This is a genomic window from Moraxella sp. CTOTU47724 (assembly GCF_032014955.1).
In the GTDB taxonomy this organism is placed as follows: domain Bacteria; phylum Pseudomonadota; class Gammaproteobacteria; order Pseudomonadales; family Moraxellaceae; genus Faucicola; species Faucicola tetraodonis.
This window is the reverse complement of the sequence record NZ_DALZSV010000038.1, coordinates 1-22,607: the sequence shown is the minus strand read 5'-3', so window position 1 is coordinate 22,607 and position 22,607 is coordinate 1. Positions and strand designations below refer to the sequence as shown.

Below are 22,607 nucleotides of genomic sequence, written 5' to 3'. Positions count from 1 at the left end.
AAAAACTAGACAACATCAAGGATTTTAATTTTGATTCGCTAAATGGCGTCAACAGTACGCTTTGCAAGGTCATCAAATCAACACTCATGCTATCGCCAAAGACACTTTGACTGCCGCCTCTGACCGTCGCAATCCCATGATGATGTAAGCGTTTTTCGATGGTATGAAGTTCACTGTTTTTGACTGCCAACACACAAATATCACTCAGCGTCAAGCCACGAGTCTGGTAGCTTAATGGCTTGCCATCATCAAATAAATCAAAAATTTGCGCGGCAATCGCATCGGCATAATCCACCGTTCTTTCATCAGTTGATGAGATGATGTCATTCGAGGAGTCAGTATCATTTGATATGCCGTCATTCTCGGCTACTGCCACCACTTGCTGACTATAGGGCGCTTTATATTCGATAGCAATATGATTGAACGCAGGTAAGCTTACAGCTTCATTTTCCGCCGCATTGCCGACAACTAGCTCAGTGGTTTGGCGCGTGGCAGAGATTTTGCGATAATAAATTTCACGCCCCATAAAATATGGCTGTTGGTTAACATTGGGCAGCTGGTCGGCTTGATTTGGGTCAATATCTTGCTCGCCAACGCCATACCAGTGATTGAGGCTATCAATTAGCGCGGCTGATGAGCGATGGTTTTGGTTGAGTGACTTGGGTTGTTCTGGAAATAGTTTTTTTAGTGTGGTGTAGTTTTGTACGTCCCCGCCGCGAAATCCATAAATTGCCTGTTTGGGGTCCCCTACCAACAGCAAAAACTGCGACGGGGTGTGATATTTTCTAGCCTTTGATTTTTCTGCTTTATCTGCTGTCTCTGGCTCAAAGTCTTGTAAATAAACCCTTTGAATCAGTAACGCTTGTTCGGTGTTGATATCTTGCGATTCGTCAATTAAGGCGATGGGATACTGATGGCGAATATAACGCGCTAACGATTGACCTTTTTTGCCGGATAACGCATCGTTTAACCGCGCCAATTGTAACGCAAAGGTAGTTAGCCGCTGTGATTCTAGTCGTTTTGGCAGGTGGGTACGCACATAACGGCTGATAAACTGGGTAAAGTAAAAATTTACTTGTTTAAAGTAGTCTTGCAAGGCTTGCGTTTGTTGGATGAGCTGCCAAATGTTGTCCACGATATCAAAGGATTTAAATGCGGCGCTTTGCTGTTCTTTTTTGCTATTAAAGCCTTTATCGTTGGCGTATAAATCTTCAATGCCTTCTAGCACCTTGACTATATTGCCAACTTTATACATAGCAAAGACATTGGTAATGTCACCCGTGCTGAGTAAATTTTGCAGATTTTTAATTTCATTAAAGTGTTTATGAAGTTTATTGCCAGCACTAAACCCTTGCGCTTTACGAAAGTCACTATCAAAATAAGCCTCAAACTCACTATCATTATCATCTGCAATCGACTGCATCAGTGCCTTGATAGTAGTGGTATCAAACGCTGTCAATGGTACAGTATCGATGTCAGCGGTATAAAAATTTAGCGCGCGATTGACCGCCTCGTAGTAATCATCAACCGGTAAAAACACGTTATTGTCAAACATCATCGGGTACAATTCAGGCATATTGGCATTGACCTGCGCCATAAATGCCCTAAGTTGGTCGTGAATCATACCCTTGATGATGCCGCTGACATCATTACTGATTTGCACCTCTGCAGAAAACCCAGTTTCGCTACTGTATTCTCTTAGCCACTTTTGACACAAACTATCGAGGGTGCTGACAAATAAGCGATCAAGTTGGTTGAGCGCCAATGTGGTGCGCTGCAGTGCGATACGAAAATTGACGGTATTCTTGGCAGGTTTATGGGTGCTATTTTCACTATCATCGGCGGTTGGCTTTAGGGTGTTTAAGCTTGCTTTCGGGCTTACTTTTGGGCTTGCTACAGCGGTTACATCTACCGGCAAACCAAAGATTTGTTTGGCGACCCACTCGATTAAGTGTTGATTGATAGGATCTTGGTACTTACCCAGTAAATTTTTTTGTGCCGCAAGCGCTTCTACCTGTGCAATAAAATGTGCATATTTTTGCACAGCGATAGCTTTGCTGCTATCCAAATCACTGTCGTTTAACGGTGTAAATGTAGCATTATTAATCATTTGCAGCAATTGATAAAAGTCTTGCAAACGCTCACGAATCCGCTGGCGCATTTCGGCGGCGGCACTTCGCGTAAAGGTCGTGGCGATAATTTTTTCACACGGCTGCCCTGCTTGCACGATTAGTCGCAACATCACGCCCGTCAGCGTCCATGTTTTGCCTGTGCCTGCTGAAGCTTCAATCAAATGACGCCCCGTCAATGGCAACGTGACAGCAGGGGGCAAATGGGTTAAAGACTCAGCGTCTTCTTTAATGCGTGCTTTGTCGATGTTTGTTTGAGTATTTGTTTCGATGTTTGCCTCGATATTTGTTTTGGTGCTTGCGTTAATGCTTTGGGTATGAATATCGTGTTTCATAAGATTTCTTTGATAAAAATGCGTGTCATGCTTCAATGAGTTGGTGCAATTCTTTGACCATAGATAACATAGGTTCATAAATCAGCGCGCCCAGCGTCTGTGCAAACCCAATAACCACCGATGGTTTATAATCGCCAATTAAATGCTGCCAAATCGGATAGTCAAACTGGTTCACATCCACAAAATTAAAATTACTGTCTTTTAACCAATCACCTAGATGCTGGCTGGCTGGTGCCTCTGGCTGCTTTTGTTGCTTTTGTAAAAATGACAGGCAAAAAGCGGGCGGTACAATGGTTACGACGCTATCAATGAGTTGATACACCATCACAATATCCTGCAAATAACCACAGGCTTGCTCACAAGGGATGGCAGGTAAATACACGGTTTTTTTATTGCTAAACTGCCACAGCGAAAAGCCATCATTCAGCTGTGCTTGTTGAGCCGTGGTGCGGCGCAGTACTTGCCAACATAAATGATGCAACCAAAATTGTAACAGGTATTTTTCTTTGCCAGAGGTTGGCAAATAATTTAACCAATAGCTGGGATTGGCAGCTGCGGCAACCTTATTTTCAATTGATTGATACGGTTTATATAATGGCAAGTTGGCAGTGATGACCCAGCTTTCTTTACTGTCCATCAGTCCTGCTTGTTTATCCAGCGCCAAGGCACTGATGGCGATTCGCTGCTCTTCACAGGGGGTTAACGCGGTTGCCACCCATTGGATGACCTCGTCCGTATTTTGTACATCTAATGCCCCAAATTTATCTGAATAAAAATTCCCTAACAACTTTGCCTCAGTAGCCTCGAGCTGTTGGCTGATGGTTTTTAAGTGATGAACAAATTCCTGCAAATCTTTTTTGAGTTGTTGCTGATTTTGCTGCAACGATTGGTAGCGGTTCACCCCGGCTGGTAATAACTCATTGATAGCGATGTTGATTGACTCTTGAACCATTGGCTTTTGTGCGTTTGCTGCCAGTTTCATCTCGTTTTGATGGCTATTATGGGTATTATCGCCCTTATCGGACAAGGCTTGTGCAAAAAAAGCGTCTAACAAAGATTTACGCAACAACCAGCCATCTAACGCATCCAAGGTTAACGATTCAAACTCGTTATCATTATCATTTCTATCATTGTCACCTTGGGCAGGGATAGCAATGTTTTGTGCCTTCACAAAGGCTTTGGCAGGATCGGCTAGGTTGCCAACGATTTTGCTCAAGTTGACATAATGCTGCTGCGACTGTTCAGGCAGGTCGGACAAACGCTGTTTTAGTTGTTGCCACTGCGATAGCCAGTCGGTTAGTTGCTTTGTATCCCAAACTTGCACGATTGGCTGAGTGGACGTAGCGTCTTTATCTTGCAGCGCTGTATAAAGATTATGCCAGATTTTGGCAGGTGGGTACAGGGCAGTTTTTGATAGCTTGATTTGCTGGTTTAGAGTAGCTGTGGTTTGTTGTAAATCAGCGGATACCCCCTCGTCATTAATTTGCTCGGGACTTTGAATACCTTTATCTTTATGCTCGCTCTTTTGCTCGTTTTTTTGCTCAGTTTGCGGCAATTCAAAATAACTTTTATCAAATGGCAAAGCGGCGTGATGGGTGACCAAATAGGCTTTTACCCATTGTTCAAAGTTGGCTGATTGGGGATTTGGAGAATTATTGCTTAGGCTATTTTGGTCGTTATTGGGGTCAATGATTACGTCATCACTCGCCATTCGGTTTTGCAAAAAGTCGAGTAATTCCTGTACGGGACTGGCAGGTAAATGCTCGTGGGTATCTGTGGTACTTTTACCATTATAAAATATCCAGCACGCTTGCTTGGCGCACAATAGCGCATCCAAAAACGCGCCTAAATCGTCATCTTCTCGAAATCTGTCACCGCGAATGGGCAATCCTGCCTGCATCAGATTATAACGGTTTTGCTGCTCTTGCTTTGGAAACTCAGACAAATTTAAATTCAGCATCACCACCAATTTATACGGCAGGCTACGCACTGAACCGATACGGGCAAAGGTAATCACGCCTGACGGCTCGGCACTCACTTGCTGATTGATAATTGATTGGGCGATGTTTTCGAGTACAAAAGTGAGTTTAAGTGGCAAATTCTCGGTGTCAATTTGCTGCACTGGCTCGGTAGGTGGGTTGGGGGTTTTTGCAGTTTTGCTTGTTACCGTCGCGAGGTATTTGCTATTGGCTTCAATATTTTCTTTTAGGTCATTTTGTGCGGCAAAAATCGCGCGCCACGCATTGGTTTGATTAAATAGGCTAAACTTTTGCTGAATCAGCTTTTCTATTTGGGTTAGCCATTCAGGCAGGGTTTTGACGTCATTACCTAGGTGACGATTGTCATCCAACGTTTGATAAATATCACACAGCACAGCGACGATGTCGGCATCCGCCATGGTCAAGTTTGTCAGTGGTACAAACTTCTCTACCACACCAAAGCTATTGGTATACTCGCCAAAACTGACCACCGTGGCTTTGGGCATCATCACGCCAGCGACCAAGCGCTCAAGCGCATAAGCAAAGGTGTATCGATAGTCATCATCGGCAGCACTTAAGGTTTGCTGCAAATCCAGCTCGTCAAACCCGCGAATAAATCCTGCCTGAGTCAGCAAATCACAAGCACGGGTCATCTGCTCCAAATTAAGCCCAAAGCTTTCATATAGCGGCGCTAGCATTAACCAATCAAATACTTCGCTACGCTGAAACCGAGCGCCTGCCCGATTGAGCAGCGTGTAGTACCCTGTAATCGCTTGCCAAAGCAGGTTGATATCTTTTGCCACCACACCTGTCACTTTGGCGGGCAACTGATAGCCATCGCCGCCCACATGTTTGGGGAACGTGGCTTCAATGATGTTTTGGTGGGTTTCGATATCGGGCAATAATACCAAAATATCTGACAATGCCCGTCTATCCCAAGGATCGGTGGGAATCTGCGCGGGTGTGGCTTGCATGTCGCTATAATTTAGCCACGCGATAATCATACTGCGTAGCACTTCAAGCTGGCGCACCATGCTATGACAGACATGAATGGCAATACTGGTATCAAGTGGTTTGGGTCGCCATTTTTCCACGTTTTCAAGTTGCTTATTGGATTCTTGCTTGAGTTTGTCTTTGATGGCTTTGTATAGACCAAGCGTGGATTCGATATCTTTAAGCCCATTACTTTGAATATTGGCAAGCTGCTGCTGTAAAAGCTGGGTTTGCTGCGCGAGGTTTTGCCGGCTATCTTCAGCTGCTTTTGCTGCCTTTGCTTCCTCGCCTTTCACCAGTTTAAGCATGTCATTGATTTTGGCAGTGGTCGCGACTTCTTCTAGCATTAAGATGTCATGTTGGATAAATTCAAGTAACGTATTGGGCGGTGTGTTATCAAAATCATCTTGCCATAGCACATGTTCATACTCATTACCCGATAAGCTTGCCAGCATGGCAAACACTTCACGCGATTGTTTGCCAAACCGTGACAACAAGGTATGACCATAATCTTTTAGATACCAAGCGTCATGCTTGCTGGCATCGTCTTCCATTTGCATCTGCATTAGCCAGTTTTTATCGACGATATCTGCCCAAAATTGCTCTGACGGGTTAAAGTGTAAAATCGTGACGTCGGTAAGCACCCCCAAGCGTTGTAAATCCAATAACTCTGTCGGCGGTAACTGCTGCAAAGTAAATAAAAAGATGTGTTTTGGTAACTTGCTACGGCTGATATTGCGGATACGGGTCTCTGAATGGTTTAATGCCTGCCAAAACTGCTGATGCAACTGCTCGCGAAACCGGTAGTCATCATCAAACAGCTGCCGCCATAAAAATCGCTGCGCGGCTTCTAGCTGTTCGTAGTGCTCAACGAGCCAGTCAGGCGTCTCGATGGCGTTGGACGCATCCCGCCCGTTTAAGCGGTTATGCAGCGCATCTTTTTTGGCAATCATGTCACTCACCGCGACAGGCTTGTCTTGCCCCCAATGAGTGAGCCACTGCGGACGATAAGTCATATAGCGATTGAGCATATTTGCCATATCACTGGCTAGCTGCCAGATGCGTTGATCTTGGGTTTGCAATTTAGCAGATTGGCTAATCACGTCACTAGACAGTAGCGATTGGTTATTCGCCCAGCTCAAACTGTCAACGATGGCGGGTGTATCAGGTGCAAAACCAGTCGCATTTGGGCTATTTGCCTCTTTGTCTTCAACCAGCGGCGATAAAAATGGATAAAGCGGATGTTGCGGCTGCTCCATAATGGCTTGTCGGTACTGGGTTAAATAGCCAAAGATTTGCCACTGCATGACGTTTTTGGATAGCATTGCCACTTCTGGCACGTCTAATATATCGTCGTCTTCCGAGATGCGCGCATAGGTTCTTAACACCCGCTGCATCAGTCCCAAAAAATAGCGACCCCAAAATTCGGTGGTCACTAAGGTGCTGATGCCTGCCTTATCTGCGACTTGTTTTTTTAACCACTCCCCCATGACTTTAGATGGCACAATCACCTGAAAAGGCTCAAAAATTGAGCCTTGATAACTGGGATTTTTGTAAGCCTTTAACAAATGGTCAAATAGCTTATCGACTTTATTGCTTTGTATAATCGTTAGCATGCAGTAAATACTCAAGAATTTTTCTAGATAGCGAGTGGGTCGCTCAAAAAATTATACAGCAAAAAAATGCACCACCATCACCGCTCAATGAAAAAATCGCCCGAATTGCAACATTCGCGACAGCCAGTGTCGCCAGCAGTCTGTCACACTCCCTAACTCACTTAGCTGTTATGCACTACAAAGTATGCAATCCAAAGCAAGTAATATACAGCCAACAAAGTGATAAACTTATTCCTACGTCACTCATGAGTATGTTTTTGGTTACGTTTTATTTTTAAGTGTTGTAAGCCATTTGGTTTATTTATAATATTAAGCTCATTAGGTCTAACGTATAAAAGAAAACAACCGTATAAAAGAAAAAACAAGGAGACGACCATGACAGACAACAATAACGCTAACCCTATCGACAAATCTCAATTAGACAACGCCCAATCTGATGTTGCCAATGAAGCGATGGAAGGCATCAATCGTACCGACATTAACCAAGATAATGCGAGCACTCCTACCTCTAAGGGCTCTGATGAATCGCTACTTGATATGTTACATGAGGCGAAAAAACTCGAAGATGAAGAATAAGATAAAATCAAACGGTTAAGGTTGCTACTTAGCCGTTTTTTTACGGGTTAATAAATATACTTGATAAGCCAGCGCTGACGATAATACAATCACAATGGGTAACATCAGCGTCATGTATTTGTAGTGGATATAGCCCAAAGCACCTAATACCCCACCGCCGCAAAAGCTATACCATATCATCGCTTGAAACACGAACATCTTTTTATTAATCGGTCTGCCTGCCAGCCAATTACCCAAGGCTGAGCCCATATCTGAGGTCAATCCTGTCAAATGGGTGGTTCGAATCACCGCACCGCTATAGGTCGCGACCATCGAATTTTGCAAGCCGCAAGCCATCGCGGCAAACACCTGCCCCCAAAACGACTGATAGCTAAATAAAATTAGACTGACGATTAATAAACTTGCTTCAATTAACAAAGCGTTGCCATAGCGCTTACCTTCTTTTAATGCCGTACTACCCACCACAAAGCCACTGATAACTGCCCCAGATAAAAACGATAACAGCACGATACAAACCATCGCCATCTGCTGGTAATGCTGTTCCGCCAATGCAGTGGCAAATAGCGTCACATTGCCCGTTACATGCGAAGCAGATAAGTGCGTGAAGCCGACTAACGCGGTGCTATTGATACACCCTGCATTGAACGCCAGCACGCAGCCACCCCATAAAATCCACTTAGGTAATTTATTAATCATTAGATACCGCCATCTATCAGTCTTTAGCTGACTTGCCAAACATGTTAAGCCTGACGAAAAATGGTAAGCTTAACCAGACGGCTTTGCAATCCCTATCCAAACATCCATCAAAAAAAGTAAGCAAAAAACAGCAAGCAAAAAAAAGAGCAACCATGGTCGCTCTTTTATCAACTACTCGCCTAAAAATCAGTCCTCTACCTGCATCATCACTTGTTCAGAGAGCGCCACGGTATTAAAACCTGCATCGACAAATAAAATCTCGCCGGTGATACCAGACGCCCAAGGCGATAACAAGAACATCGCGGCATTACCCACTTCTTCGATATTGACATTGCGCTGTAGCGGTGACATTTTGGCATTGGTGTCGAGCATTTTACGAAATGATTTGATACCGCTTGCCGCCAAGGTACGAATTGGACCTGCAGAAATCCCATTGACACGGATACCATCGCTACCCATTGAGCTGGCAAGGTAGCGAATGCTCGCTTCCAGACTGGCCTTGGCTAGACCCATGACATTGTAGTTTGGCAACACATGGATACTGCCTTCATACGTCAAGGTTAACAGCGAGCCTTGGCGTTTTGCCAGTAACTCACGGCTGGCTTTAGCAAGCGCCACAAAGCTGTAGCTACTAATATCATGGGCAATGGCAAAGCCTTCACGGGTGGTTACTTGGGTAAAATCACCATCTAGCTGATCGGCAGGGGCAAAACCAATGGCGTGCACAACCCCATCAATGCCCTCTGGCCAGTGTGCAGCAACTTGGGCAAAACACGCTTCGATTTCGTTATCTGATGCCACATCACACGCCAATACCTTCTCTGCACCAAAAGTTTCGGCTGCCATATCCACGCGTTTTTTCATTTTTTCATTCGGATAGGTCAAAATTAAACTCGCGCCTTCACGATGTAACGCTTCTGCGATACCCCAAGCAATCGATAATTTACTGGCGATACCGGTAACAACGAAACGCTTCCCTGTTAATAGCATGGTTTTTCCTTATTTTTCAGTGAACGAATATGCACTATAATAGCTCAAAATTAGGGGTTAATTCTAGCAAAAAACCCAAACAAAGCAAATTTAGTGATTTTCATGGCGTTTGTGACAAAAATCGCTTTACAAATAGTGGTAAAGCGTTAAGCTATGCCTATTTTTTTAAACTTAAATGTTATCATGACTATGCCTGCAAATTTTGACGAGATTATCCAACAAAACAGTGATGCCTACCGCACCCTTATTGCATCAACAGGGGAAGACTTAACACGTGAGGGACTGCTTAATACCCCTGAACGTGCCGCTAAAGCCTTTAGTTTTTTGACCCAAGGCTATCATCAAGATTTGGTGGAAATTACCAATAACGCGATTTTTCCAACTGACAATAATGAATTGGTCATGGTAAAAAATATCGAGTTTTATTCGATGTGTGAGCATCACATGTTGCCTTTTTATGGCGTTGCCCATGTGGCGTATCTGCCCGATGGCAAAGTGATTGGACTGTCAAAAATGGCGCGTATCGTGGATATGTACGCGCGCCGTTTGCAAATTCAAGAAAACCTAACCCGCCAAATCGCGCAAGCGGTGATGGATATGACAGGGGCAAAAGGCGCGGCGGTGGTGATGGATGCCGCGCATATGTGCATGATGATGCGCGGGGTGATGAAACAAAAATCCGATACTCGCAGTATGTCACTCCTGGGCGAATTCAAACACAATACCGAGGCAAGACAAGCGCTGTTAATGGCGATCCCAAGCGCCTAGTGTCTAAATAATACCTAAATAACTAGTCAAATAAGCCCCAGTAACATTACTGGGGCTTTTGTATTCAGCCGATTTATAACGGGCATATAGTACTTTTCAATATCATCTATTGGCGATACACTAAAATGGTTTTCGATTTTTGCCCTGTGAGCCCATAACATTGAGACAAACACATTAAGATAATAACAAGGAACATAAAATGATCCATCATACCAAGGCGATTAACAGCTTTCTTGACGACGTTAAAGTTCAATTGCCCATCATCCAAGCGCCGATGGCAGGTGTCCAAGACAGCAAACTTGCTATCGCTGTGTGCCAAGCAGGTGGACTTGGCTCACTCCCCGGTGCGCTGCTCAGCCTACAAAAAATCGAAAGCGAAATTAAGGCTATTCGTGCTGCGACTGACGCCCCCTTTAATGTCAATTTTTTTGCGCATCAACAACCTGACTATACCCAAGCGATGCAAGAAAAATGGTTGAATGTCCTACAACCTTATTATCAAGAATTTGGTTTGACCCAAGATGAGATAGCCACGACCGGTGGACGTCAGCCATTTTCCCATGAACAAGCAGCGCTAGTGGCGGATTTAAAAGTCCCTGTGGTGAGTTTTCATTTTGGGCTACCGGACAAAGCTTTGTTAAATATCGTCAAAAAATCCGGGGCGATTGTGATATCCTCCGCCACCACGCCTGCGGAAGCGCGCTGGTTGCAAGCCAATGGGGCGGATATGATTATCGCGCAGGGATTGGAAGCAGGTGGGCATCGGGGTATGTTTTTAAGCCAAGATGTGACGCTGCAAGCGGGCACTTTTAGCCTATTGCCCAATATCATCCGCTCTGTCAGTTTACCGGTGATTGCGGCAGGTGGTATTAGCGACAACGCTACCGCACAAGCAGCGTTTGCCATGGGAGCCAGCGCAATACAGGTGGGTACTGCATTTTTGCTGGCAGAGGAGTGTGATACCAAAGACTTTCACCGCAAGGCGCTGCAAAGTGAACGAGCCGAACACACCGCTTTAACCAATGTATTTAGTGGCGGCTTAGCACGCGGGATTGTCAACCGTTTTATGCAAGAAACCGGGTATATTAGCGAGTCTGCACCGCCATTTCCCCATGCATCGTTTGTCAGCAATCCCATTAAAGCCAAAGCCGAAAGCATGGGAAGTGATGAATTTAGCTCACTGTGGGCAGGGCAAAATGCAAGATTGGCGAAAAGTGGTACAGTAGATAAAATTATTCAAGATTTACTTGGACACTAATTGCAAAAAATAATCTTGATATATTTTGTTAGTAAAAAAAACGTGAGTCGCATTACTCACGTTTTTTTTAATCAACAGTTTAGAAACCTAATGTTTTGCCATCAGGATTTCTTGGGTCAGAATAGCCATAAAACCCAGAATCATCCGCTTGAATAATTTGAATACGTCCCATTGGTGCTTTAGTAACAACTTTATGACCTTTGTCTTGCAACAATTTTATCGTATCAGGACTAATGCCTGCTTCAACTCTAAGCTCATCGGGTAACCATTGGTGATGAACGCGTGGTGTAATTATCGCTTCTGCTGGATTCATTTCATGGTCAATCGTATTAACCACACTTTGCAATACAGTGGTGATGATACGAGCCCCACCTGGACTACCTGTAACCAGCCAAGGTTTATTATTCTTCATGACAATCGTTGGTGTCATTGAAGACAGTGGACGTTTTTTTGCTTCAATCGCATTGGCAGTGCCACCCACTAGACCAAACGCATTTGGCACACCGGGTTTCACTGAGAAGTCATCCATTTCATTATTGAGTAAAATCCCTGTGCCTTCTACAACAATACCACTACCAAAGTTAAGATTTAATGTATAGGTGACAGCAACGGCATTGCCCGCTTTATCCATGACTGAAAAATGCGTAGTCTGGTCACTTTCATAAGGTTGTGGTTTACCAGGTTTAATGTTTGATGAAGGTCTTGCTTTATTATCATCAATCGTTTTGACCCGTTCATTAGCATATGCTTTCGATGTTAAACCTGTGACAGGGATTTTGACAAAATCCGGGTCGCCCAAATACTCTGAGCGGTCAGCATAGGCCAATTTCATACTCTCTGCCATGTGGTGAATATTTTTGGCACTATTTACCCCATCTTCTTTGATAGGGTAATGCTCAAGCATATTTAATATCTCAATCAAGTGTACACCACCCGAACTTGGGGGTGGCATGGTAACAACTTTATAGCCTCGATAATCACCAATAATTGGCTGACGCTCAACAACTTTATATGCTTTTAAATCTTCAAGTGTCATTGTGCCACCATGTGATTGCATTTCTTTAGCAATTTTTGTAGCGATTTCACCTTGATAAAATGCTTTTGCCCCTTGTTTGGCAATCAAACGCAATGATTTCGCCAAGTCTTTTTGTACCAACAAATCACCAGATTTCAGCGGTTCACCGTTTTTGAAAAAAATCGCTTTGCTAGATGACCATTTACCCAGTGTTGATTTTTCTTCTTTTAACGTCTGTGCCAATACATCACTGACAATAAACCCTTTGTCTGCAAGCTTAATTGCAGGCTCAAGCACTTTAGATAATGGCATTGTACCCCATTTTTTTAGCGCGTATTCCATCCCAGCTACTGTACCAGGCACACCTGAAGCGTCATGCGTGAACAATGATTTTCCATCAATAACATTACCTTGATTATCAAGGTACATATCACGGCTGGCTTTGGCTGGCGCAATTTCGCGAAAATCAATGGCAACATCTTTGCCAGTTTTATCATCATGCAACACCATAAAACCACCACCACCAATGTTGCCTGCATTTGGCAAGACGACTGCTAAGGCAAATCCAACCGCGACCGCCGCATCGATAGCATTCCCGCCTTGTTTTAATATATCCAAACCAACTTGCGTGGCTAACCCTTGCTCGGAAGCCACCATACCATTTTTACCATAGACAGGATGAAAGATAGCATTACTGCTATCGTAGCGATTTGCCGCTAACTGGCTAGCATTGGTGGCTGGTTGTGGTAATAATTTGCTTTGGGCAATGGGTGATATCACCAACATTAAAGCCAATGACAGATTGGTTAAAATCAGTTTAGGTTTTAGTCGCATGTCCCTATCCTTCTAAATTACTAGTTGATGTTGTAGCAGATAAAAATAATATGTATTGCTACAATATACATAAATCCTTTCACAAAAACGTCATATTAAATTGTGACAAAAATATTTTTGTTATCTGACCAATTCGTTAATTTTTCTAACGGATATCTAAGTTATAAGTATTTACCACAATCTGCAAGCTTTTTTAACTGCCATACCCCATCAATTAAAGATTGCTATAGTTTATTAAGATAGTTTATTAAGTCTGTGATGTAGCTTAACCACATTGCCCATAATCAAAATCGCTGGGGCGGGCAAGTTTGCCTCGGCTTGTTTTGCCACGATGGTCTCAAGCGTGCCTGTCAATACTTGCTGATGCGGCAAGCTGGCATTGGACACAATCGCAATCGGCGTCGTGGGATTTTTTCCTGCGTTAATCAAGCCACTCGTCAATTTATCAAGCTGTTTTAATCCCATATAAAAAACCACGGTTTGGTTATCATCAAGCCAGCTGGCAAAGTCTTCATTGATGGTATCCGTCTTAAGAGAGGCGGTGACAAACTTGACAGAGTGCGCATACGCACGGTGAGTCAATGGAATACCGGCACAGCTTGCCGCCGCGGTGGCTGCGGTAATCCCCGGCACGACTTCAAACTCAATCCCCGCTGCAACCAATTGCTCGGCTTCTTCGCCGCCCCGCCCAAATACATACGGGTCACCACCTTTGAGACGTAACACGCGTTTTCCTTGCTGCGCCTGTTCAATGAGTAGCTCATTGATTTTTTCTTGCCTTACCGCATGATCACTGGCTTTTTTGCCCACGTAGATTTTGGTAGCATCACGCCTGCACAGATCGAGAATCTGCGCTGAAACCAAATTATCATAAAATACCACATCCGCTTGTTGCATCAATCGTAGCGCTTTAAAAGTTAGCAAATCAGGATCGCCTGCCCCTGCACCCACAATATACACTTTGCCAAGCTGTGCTTTATCCGTGGGTTGGTTGTTGGCGTGCTGTTGTAGCAAAGTTTCAAGTTGGCTTTCAGCTTTGCTTAGGCTATTTGTATTGCCTTCAAATACCGATTCTGCGACTTGTCCTTCAAAGGCTTGCTCCCAAAACTTACGTCTAGCCGTCACATTGGGCAATGCAGCTTTTACTTTATCGCGAAATCTACCTGCCAACCCTGCCAATTCACCATATTGCGGTGGCACCACTGTTTCGATTTTGGCTCGCAGCAGTCTTGCCAGCACAGGGGCTTTGCCTGCACTGGATACCGCAATGGTAATCGGATTGCGGTCAACGATGGCAGGAAAGATAAAGGTACATAGCGGTGGATTATCGACGACATTGACTGGGATAAAACGGGCTTCACAATCATGAAAAATCTGTGCATTCACCGTTTCATCATCGGTACAAGCAATGACGATGGTTTGTTTATCCAAATATTTTTGCTGATAAACATCGTTAATCAATTGATGACGAGAATCGCTAAATTGCGCGATGAGTCTCGCCTCATAGCTGGGTGCGACAAAGGTGATAGTAGCACCCGCTTTGTCAAGCAAATCCGCTTTACGCAGTGCCACTTCCCCACCGCCAACTACGAGTACGGGGCGATTTTCTAATTTAAAAAATAGCGGTAAGGTATTCATAGACATTCTCAACATTAGATAGCGACAAGAACAATAGTGACAAGAACAATTAAGCCGAACCGAAGTTCAGCTTAACATTTTCATACATACTGCCGATCAAAAATTATAATTGTGTGTGTAGACCACATTCACGGTTTTCTTCGACTTTGGTAGGGTCAAAGTAGTCATGTTCATTTGGCAAATCATGCTCTTTTAAGTAAGCTTCTAGGTCATCTTCTGACCAATGGAACAATGGCGCTACTTTTAACACGCCGTCTTTACTTTCTGACAACACGTCAAGCGATTGGCGAAATTCCGTTTGGTCTTTACGAATCGCATTAATCCACACGTCAGGGGCAATTTCTTTTAACGCACGTCCAAATGGCTCAAGTTTCACTTGCTCAGTGAATTTTTCGTGCGCTGGGTTGTTGACACTAGGTATACCATTGAACTCAACATCACGCCAAGCTGCGGTTTGTTGTGGCAAGTAGGTAGTCACGTTTAAGTTTAGACGTTTAATCAAATCTTGGGCATGGCGGTAAGTGGCTTCAGTGTTGTAGCCAGAATCCACGAACAATACTTTGATATCAGGACGTTGTTTGGTAACCATGTCTAATAATACCACTTCGTAAGGGCGAAAGTTGGTAGTGATGATAGGATTACTACCTTGTGCCAGTGCCCAAGCAATGATTTCCTCGGGAGTTTTGCCATTTAATTCTGCGTTGGCTTTGTCTAGGTCGATATTTAGTTTATTGCTCATTGGATTTCCTAATGTTTTATGGTGAAAAATTGGGATACGCTATGCTAATCAATTATGCGATGTTTAAAAAATGATTTTTAATGATATTATTATGAAAATTTAGAATTAACAAATTGACTGGAAATGCAGAAACCAGAAGTTAGAAACGACAAGGTAGCAACTGGCTAACATTAAAAAAGCGAACCCTTAGATTCGCTCAATCTTGGCATGATTCAACAATTAATTGGCAAAAATCGGTAATTGCGTCACACTGCGACCTGTATAACGGTGTTTGATATCGACAAAATAATCAAACCAACTGGGGTTAAAATCGCTGTCATTAATATCAAACTCACTAAACCCTACTTCAGTAAGTAGCTGCAACGTATCTGGTAAGATATCACCGCTGGCGCGCAACACAATAGCGGGGGTATAACTGGGGTGTTGCTGGATTTTTTGCGCTAAACTATAACCGCGTCCATCACGAAAACCATGAAAGTCAATCACAATCACCGACAGTAGCGGCATCACTTTGACAAAGTCCTGTTGCAAAAACTGATAATCACTAGCACCCGATAAAATAATACCCAGTTTTTTATCGCCTAACCGATTGGATAATGCTACCAAATCATCCGCTTCTAACTGCGGTTTTGGCGGATTTTTCTCGCTAAATTCGACAGGGCGATAGTCCACCAAAATTTCAGTGAAATCTGAGGCATACTGGGATGGGTCGATATGCTCGATTTTTTGCTCATGAATACTCACGCTCACTGACTTTACATTATCAATCACTTGGCTTTGGTTAATGAGTGCCATGGCTTATCCCTCCACCGGCTGTTCTGATTTGTCACGATATACATACTCTTTAAATGGCTCAATACCGATACGATCAACAACTTCGGCAAACGTTTCACTACCAAAGTCGGTATCCGCCGCTTGGCGATATTTAAGATAGACTTGCAGGATATCATCCACCGTCGCCGCAACCGCATCGACAGGCACGGATTTACCCAAAATATCGCCTAATTTGGCGTTTTGACCCGATCTACCACCAAGCGAGATTTGGTACCAATGCTCGCCTTTTTTATCCACACCCAAAATACCGATGTCTGCGACGTGGTGATGCGCACAGGCATTCATACAGCCCGACATATTTAGGCGAATTTCACCAATATCATGGACAAAGTCTGCATCTTGGAAATACTGATTGACTTGGTTAACGATATTTAAGGTACTGGCATTAGCCAATGAGCAATAGTCAAAGCCTGGACATGAGATAATATCCGTCAATAAGCCAATATTTGGGCGGGCAAGGTGGTATTGTTTGAGCACCTGATAGACCTCATATACATCTTCAAGTTTGACGTCCGTGAGCACCAAGTTTTGATGATGGGTGCCGCGCACTTCACCAAAGCTGTATTTATCCGCCAAATCAGCCACCACGCGCATTTGGGTGGCGGTGATATCGCCCGTGTCTTGCATAAAGTGTTTGAGTGAGATAATCACCACCTGATAGCCTTTGACTTTATGCTCGCGAGTATTTTGGTTAAACCAACGCACAAACTCGCTATCTTCAAACTGGGCAGACAGTTTGTCTTGGCTAGCTTGTAATTGTTGTTGGGTAAATGTTTGATACGCTGGCGGTGGAAAGTAGGTTTTGGCGTGTTCAATTTGTTCAGCTGTCAGTGTTAACGCACCGTCTTTATTGTGTTTTTGCCAATCTTCTTCCACGATTCGTGAAAACTCTTCGGCGCCCATACTTTCTACCAAAATCTTGATACGGGCTTTGTATTTGTTGTCACGGCGACCATATTGGTTGTAGATACGTAAGATGGCATCTAAATAAGAGAGTAAATGGCGTTCAGGTAAAAACGGACGAATCACTTTACCAATCACAGGCGTGCGGCCTAGACCACCGCCCACAATCACTTCAAAGCCAATGTCACCTGCGTCATTTTTGACCACATGCAGGCCAATGTCATGCAGCTGGGTCGCCGCACGGTCTGAGCGAGTACCGATGACCGCAATTTTAAATTTACGCGGTAAATAGGTAAATTCTGGGTGAAACGTTGACCATTGACGAATGATTTCACAATATGGGCGCGGATCGGCGATTTCATCAGCCGTCACACCGGCAAACTGGTCGGTGGTGGTATTGCGGATACAGTTGCCCGAGGTTTGAATCGCATGCATTTGTACCGATGCCAGTTCTGCCAAAATATCGGGCACTTCTTCTAATTTTGGCCAGTTAAATTGCATATTGGTACGGGTGGTGATATGACCATAGCCACGGTCGTATTTTTCGCTGATGTCGGCAAGTTTACGCAGTTGATACGTCGCAAGCAGACCATAAGGAATCGCCACGCGAAGCATCGGCGCATGACGCTGAATGTATAGACCGTTCATCAGGCGTAATGGCAAGTACGCTTCTTCACTGAGCTCGCCAGCCAAAAAACGTCGGGTTTGGTCGCGAAACTGCTCGACCCGATCATCTACCAATTGTTGGTCAATTGCGTTGTATTTATACATGCGGATTCCTATGTCACTAATACAAATTCTAATTACAAATTAAATTTAAAACTTTTAGCTTTTGCAGCCATTTCAACTGGGTGAAATTTTAACCTGCCTATCATAAATGCCCAAGGGGTTTTTAGTAAATTCCATTTTTACATAAATATATCGAGTTACTGCATTTATTATTGCGAACTGCAATATTCTATTATACGCTACCTTAATTTTTTTGAACCGTCTGTTTTTTTGACACGTTAATTTTGACCCGCTAATATAGGAAATCCGATGAGCCAAAGCGCCACTTCAACTCTCCATTCTCTAAGCCAACTGGTACCACCGCACGGTAGTGACACATTAAAAGAAAAATTACTTAAAGGCGATGCGCTAACCGCTGCCCAGCAAAAAGCCAAAAATCTCCCAAAAATCCAAATCAGCTCCCGTGAAGCCGGTGATTTGATTATGCTCGGTATTGGCGGCTTTACCCCGCTAGATGGTTTTATGAACCAAGCAGACTGGCAAAGCGTATGTGACAATATGCATTTAACCACTGGCGACAATGCGGGCGTGTTTTGGCCCATTCCTATTACCCTATCGACCGATACTGCCACTGCCGATACGCTAAACCCAGGTGATGACATTGCGCTGGAATACCAAGGTGAAATCATGGGGATTTTGACCTTAAGCGAAAAATACCGCATTGATAAAGCGCACGAGTGCCAAACCGTCTTTGGCACCACAGAACTTGAGCATCCCGGCGTTGCTATGGTAATGGCACAAGGTGATGTCAACCTAGCGGGCGATGTGGTGGTGTTAAGTGAAGGCGAATTCCCGAGCAAATATGGTGATATCTACCTCACCCCGGCACAAACCCGTGACATCTTTACTCAAAATGGCTGGAAAACCGTCGCTGCCTTCCAAACCCGTAACCCGATGCACCGCTCACATGAGTACCTTGCCAAAATCGCCATTGAAATCTGTGATGGCGTACTGATTCATTCATTGCTTGGCGCATTAAAACCTGGGGATATTCCTGCAGATGTACGCCAAGAAGCCATTGGTACATTAATCGACCATTACTTCCGTAAAGACACCGTCATCCAAGCAGGCTATCCACTGGATATGCGCTATGCAGGTCCACGTGAAGCATTATTACATGCCTTATTCCGTCAAAACTATGGTTGTAGCCATTTGATTGTCGGGCGTGACCATGCAGGCGTCGGTGATTACTATGGCGCGTTTGATGCGCAGCATATTTTTGATACACTTAAACCGAATGATTTAATCACCCAACCGTTAAAAATTGACTGGACATTCTGGTGTGACGCTTGTGACTCGATGGCATCGACCAAAACTTGCCCACACGATGCCAGCCATCATGTCAAAGTCTCAGGTACCAAATTGCGTAAAGCCTTATCGGAAGGGGAAGACGTGCCTGATAACTTCAGCCGCCCAGAAGTGTTAGCGGTACTTCGTAACTACTATGAAGGCTTAGAAGATCATCAAAAACATAAAGTTGAGCTAACAGGTCACTCTGCAAAATAATTATTGCGCAGTTTAACGCTTATTAATCGATAAAAAGGGTATGTCATAATACCCTTTTTTTATTCAACCTTTAGCAAAAAAAAGAAGCACGCGGCTTCTTTTTTTATTGCTTAACATTGCTTAACTGAGCTAAATTTAATTAAGGCTAAATTTAACTAAGCTAAATCACATATTCGACGTGCGAATCTTGCAGAAAATTGGCAACAAAATGATTCGAGGGGTGATTGACTAGCGTCTCATAATCCCCAATTTGCACGATTTGACCTTGGTTCATCACCACAATTTCATCGGATAATTCTGCCGCTTCTTCTTGGTCATGGGTCACTAAAATACTGGTGACACCGAGCTCATGATGAATCGAGCGCAGCCAAGCGCGTAATTCTTTACGCACCTTGGCATCGAGTGCGCCAAATGGCTCATCGAGTAACAATAGCTTTGGCTCTACCGCTAACGCACGCGCCAATGCGATACGCTGACGCTGACCGCCTGAGAGTTGATGCGGGTATTTTTTTGCGGTTTGGGATAGTTGCACCAACTCCAGCAGATAATTGACCTTTTTGCTGATTTCCGCGTTGCTTAGGCGTTTGTTTTTTGGCATGACGGTCAAGCCAAACGCCACGTTATCAAACACGGTCATATGGCGAAATAACGCGTAATGCTGGAACATAAAGCCGATATGACGCTGCTGGACAGGCACATCGGTCACATCTTCACCATCAAACAAAATACGCCCCGTATCGGCAAGCTCAAGCCCTGCAATGATGCGCAGTAAGGTTGTCTTACCGCAGCCTGAAGGTCCCAAGAGCGAGGTTAATTTGCCCGTCGGTACGGTTAAATTAATCGGTTGTAGTGCAGTAAAGCGACCAAACTGTTTGGTGATATCACGGATTTCGATACTCATGGTATTCTCTTAACTTTTTTTACTTTTTAAATTGCATCAATGTTATTCATCATTGGCAGACTGACGTTTAGTCAACGCCTGCTGCACGATTAAGGTAACGAGTGCCAACAACGCCAACAAACTCGACAACGCAAACGCCGCCGTCATGTTGTATTCATTGTAGGCAATCTCAACCAATAGCGGCATGGTATTGGTTTCACCGCGAATATGACCTGAGACCACACTCACCGCGCCAAACTCACCCATCGCCCGGGCATTGGTCAAAATAATACCGTATAGCAATGCCCATTTGATATTGGGCAGCGTCACCCGCCAAAACATTTGCCAGCCTGAGGCACCGAGTGTTAATGCCGCTTGCTCTTCACTGCTGCCCTGCGACTGCATCAGCGGAATCACTTCACGCGCCACGAATGGAAAAGTCACAAACATGGTGGCAAGCACGATACCGGGAATGGCAAAAATCACTTGAAAACCAAAGTATTCTAGCCAGCCGCCAAGCCAAGTATTGGCGCCCAGTAGCGCGACAAACATCAAACCTGCAACCACCGGAGATACCGAAAATGGCAAATCTAGCAGCGTGGTGAGAAATTGCTTACCTTTAAAATCAAATCGGGTCAATAGCCAGGCTAAGGCAATCCCAATCACCGTATTAATCGGTACCACAATCAGCGCCGTAATCAAGGTAAGCTTGATGGCCGATAATGCCTCATGATCGGTCAAGGCAGCCACATACAACTGCCAGCCAGATTTTAAGGCTTCGTAAAACACCGATATCAGCGGAATCACTAGCATCAGCGTCATAAACGCCACCGCAATACCAATTAAGGTATAACGTAGCCATGTCGGCTCACGGGTTGCGGCTTGGGTTTGGTAAGGATATTGGCTGCTGTCTATCATACACTTGCCCCGCCCATACGTTTGGTCAATAGCCACTGCAAGGCATTAATGGCAAATAAAATCACAAACGAAATCATCAACATAAATAAAGCAACCGCGGCAGCCCCCTGTACATCAAAACTTTCAAGCTTACCAATAATGATTAACGGTAAAATCTCAGATTTCATCGGTAAATTACCCGCAATAAAAATCACCGAGCCATACTCCCCCGTCGCCCGCGCAAACATCATGCCCGAGCCCATCAGCAACGCAGGATACAACTCTGGCAAGATGACCCGTCTAAAAGTTGTCAATCTCCCAGCGCCTAGCACCGATGCCGCCTCTTCATATTCTGGCGACAGCTCCGCAAGCACAGGTTGTACCGCACGCACAATAAACGGCAAGCTCACCACAATTAGCGCCAACCAAATACCAATGGGGGTAAAAGCAATTTTAATGCCGAATGGCGCAAAAAACTGCCCGATTAAACCATTGGGTGCATATAAGGTTGCTAACGAAATACCCATTACCGCCGTTGGCAAGGCAAAGGGCAAATCCACCAGCGCATTTAAAATCGACTTTCCCCAAAACTCATAGCGCACCAACACCCATGCAATCAGCGTACCAAACACCAAATTGGTCAATGTCGCTAGCAATGACATTTTTAGCGACAGTTCAATCGCTGCCTTGACGCGCGGCTCGGCAATGGTTTTGATAAAGCCTGCCACGCCAATATCGGCGGCTGTCATTACCATTGCCACAAATGGCAACAGCACGATAATCGACAATGCCAAAACACTAATGCCCAAACTCAAATTAAAAAACGGCATGATATGGCGCTTTTTATTGCGTTTCAAGGGTGAATTGGGTGTTTTAGGCTGATTGTTTGAGGTTAAATCGGCTTGATGGTTAGCATTGATGCTTGCCATGCAGGGCTTCCTTTACTAATAATCGGTAGGCAACGTGAGAATTTAAAATAATAAACATACAAAATTGACTTCCTCCCCTCCCTAAAGTGAGGGGATTCCTGCTCCCAGACGGCCAAGCCCGACCGCAAGAATGTTCTTACTGGCATTGATATCTCTATCATGCCATGTGCCACACGAAGCACATATCCATTCTCTTATTCCAAGCGATTTTCTACCTTTCGGACTATTGGCGGTGATTTCACCGCAACACGAACATCGCTGGGTCGTGTATCTCTCATTCACGATTTCAAAACGGCAACCTGC

The 22,607-nt window shown here is 44.4% G+C and carries 16 protein-coding genes and 1 pseudogene; 4 read left to right on the top strand and 13 right to left on the bottom strand.

Features of this window, described 5'->3' with window-relative positions:
- Together RTR63_RS08365 and RTR63_RS08360 are read right to left on the bottom strand one after the other, a co-directional pair.
- Window positions 1-2,464: UvrD-helicase domain-containing protein (locus RTR63_RS08365; RefSeq protein ID WP_312523677.1), on the bottom strand; the 2,464-nt coding region annotated here is incomplete at its 3' end.
- A gap of 25 nt (window positions 2,465-2,489) precedes the next feature.
- A complete protein-coding gene (locus RTR63_RS08360; RefSeq protein WP_312523676.1) occupies window positions 2,490-7,052 on the bottom strand; it encodes an exodeoxyribonuclease V subunit gamma in 4,563 nt (1,520 codons plus the stop codon).
- Between the two features lie 375 nt (window positions 7,053-7,427).
- Here RTR63_RS08360 and RTR63_RS08355 point away from each other — a divergent pair, with 375 nt between their 5' ends.
- Complete coding sequence (locus tag RTR63_RS08355) at window positions 7,428-7,628, top strand: hypothetical protein (RefSeq protein ID WP_312523674.1); 201 nt, start codon at window positions 7,428-7,430, stop codon at window positions 7,626-7,628.
- Between the two features lie 24 nt (window positions 7,629-7,652).
- Here RTR63_RS08355 and RTR63_RS08350 read toward each other — a convergent pair whose 3' ends face one another.
- Together RTR63_RS08350 and RTR63_RS08345 are read right to left on the bottom strand one after the other, a co-directional pair.
- Window positions 7,653-8,324 carry a YoaK family protein gene (locus tag RTR63_RS08350; RefSeq protein WP_099808084.1) on the bottom strand — a complete coding sequence of 224 codons (672 nt, stop codon included), beginning with the start codon at window positions 8,322-8,324 and terminating at the stop codon, window positions 7,653-7,655.
- Between the two features lie 186 nt (window positions 8,325-8,510).
- Window positions 8,511-9,314: an enoyl-ACP reductase FabI gene (locus tag RTR63_RS08345; RefSeq protein WP_312523673.1), complete on the bottom strand. Its 804-nt coding sequence runs from the start codon at window positions 9,312-9,314 to the stop codon at window positions 8,511-8,513.
- Between the two features lie 189 nt (window positions 9,315-9,503).
- Between RTR63_RS08345 and folE the strand changes: the two genes are divergently transcribed.
- Together folE and RTR63_RS08335 are read left to right on the top strand one after the other, a co-directional pair.
- Window positions 9,504-10,082, top strand: a complete 579-nt coding sequence (gene folE, locus RTR63_RS08340; RefSeq protein ID WP_007115330.1) for a GTP cyclohydrolase I FolE — start codon at window positions 9,504-9,506, stop codon at window positions 10,080-10,082.
- A 199-nt stretch (window positions 10,083-10,281) separates the two neighbouring features.
- Complete coding sequence (locus RTR63_RS08335; protein ID WP_312523672.1) at window positions 10,282-11,340, top strand: NAD(P)H-dependent flavin oxidoreductase; 1,059 nt, start codon at window positions 10,282-10,284, stop codon at window positions 11,338-11,340.
- Window positions 11,341-11,419: 79 nt separating this feature from the next.
- Here RTR63_RS08335 and ggt read toward each other — a convergent pair whose 3' ends face one another.
- The 5 genes from ggt to RTR63_RS08310 all read right to left on the bottom strand — a co-directional run bounded on the left by ggt (window position 11,420) and on the right by RTR63_RS08310 (window position 18,074).
- On the bottom strand, window positions 11,420-13,189 hold the full coding sequence (gene ggt, locus RTR63_RS08330; protein WP_312523671.1) for a gamma-glutamyltransferase: 1,770 nt from the start codon (window positions 13,187-13,189) through the stop codon (window positions 11,420-11,422).
- Between the two features lie 234 nt (window positions 13,190-13,423).
- Window positions 13,424-14,827 carry a siroheme synthase CysG gene (gene cysG / locus RTR63_RS08325; RefSeq protein ID WP_312523670.1) on the bottom strand — a complete coding sequence of 468 codons (1,404 nt, stop codon included), beginning with the start codon at window positions 14,825-14,827 and terminating at the stop codon, window positions 13,424-13,426.
- A gap of 103 nt (window positions 14,828-14,930) precedes the next feature.
- Entirely contained in the window at window positions 14,931-15,566 is a 636-nt protein-coding gene (locus RTR63_RS08320; protein ID WP_312523669.1) for a phosphoadenosine phosphosulfate reductase domain-containing protein, read from the bottom strand.
- Between the two features lie 219 nt (window positions 15,567-15,785).
- Window positions 15,786-16,361, bottom strand: coding sequence for a DUF934 domain-containing protein (locus RTR63_RS08315; protein WP_312523668.1), 576 nt, complete (start codon window positions 16,359-16,361; stop codon window positions 15,786-15,788).
- Between the two features lie 3 nt (window positions 16,362-16,364).
- On the bottom strand, window positions 16,365-18,074 hold the full coding sequence (locus tag RTR63_RS08310) for a nitrite/sulfite reductase (protein ID WP_312523666.1): 1,710 nt from the start codon (window positions 18,072-18,074) through the stop codon (window positions 16,365-16,367).
- Window positions 18,075-18,341: 267 nt separating this feature from the next.
- Between RTR63_RS08310 and sat the strand changes: the two genes are divergently transcribed.
- Window positions 18,342-19,598: a sulfate adenylyltransferase gene (gene sat, locus RTR63_RS08305; RefSeq protein ID WP_312523665.1), complete on the top strand. Its 1,257-nt coding sequence runs from the start codon at window positions 18,342-18,344 to the stop codon at window positions 19,596-19,598.
- Between the two features lie 190 nt (window positions 19,599-19,788).
- On the opposite strand, the pseudogene RTR63_RS08300 reads toward sat, so the two are convergent.
- From RTR63_RS08300 to RTR63_RS08285, 4 genes and pseudogenes are all read right to left on the bottom strand, one after another.
- Window positions 19,789-20,499, bottom strand: a pseudogene (locus RTR63_RS08300) (sulfate/molybdate ABC transporter ATP-binding protein); the annotation flags it as partial.
- A gap of 42 nt (window positions 20,500-20,541) precedes the next feature.
- Window positions 20,542-21,396: a sulfate ABC transporter permease subunit CysW gene (cysW, locus tag RTR63_RS08295; RefSeq protein ID WP_050325393.1), complete on the bottom strand. Its 855-nt coding sequence runs from the start codon at window positions 21,394-21,396 to the stop codon at window positions 20,542-20,544.
- On the bottom strand, window positions 21,393-22,304 hold the full coding sequence (cysT, locus tag RTR63_RS08290) for a sulfate ABC transporter permease subunit CysT (protein WP_198510400.1): 912 nt from the start codon (window positions 22,302-22,304) through the stop codon (window positions 21,393-21,395). Before cysT ends, cysW begins: the two co-directional genes overlap by 4 nt.
- Window positions 22,305-22,385: 81 nt before the next feature.
- Window positions 22,386-22,607: zinc ribbon domain-containing protein (locus RTR63_RS08285; protein ID WP_312523662.1), on the bottom strand; the 222-nt coding region annotated here is incomplete at its 5' end.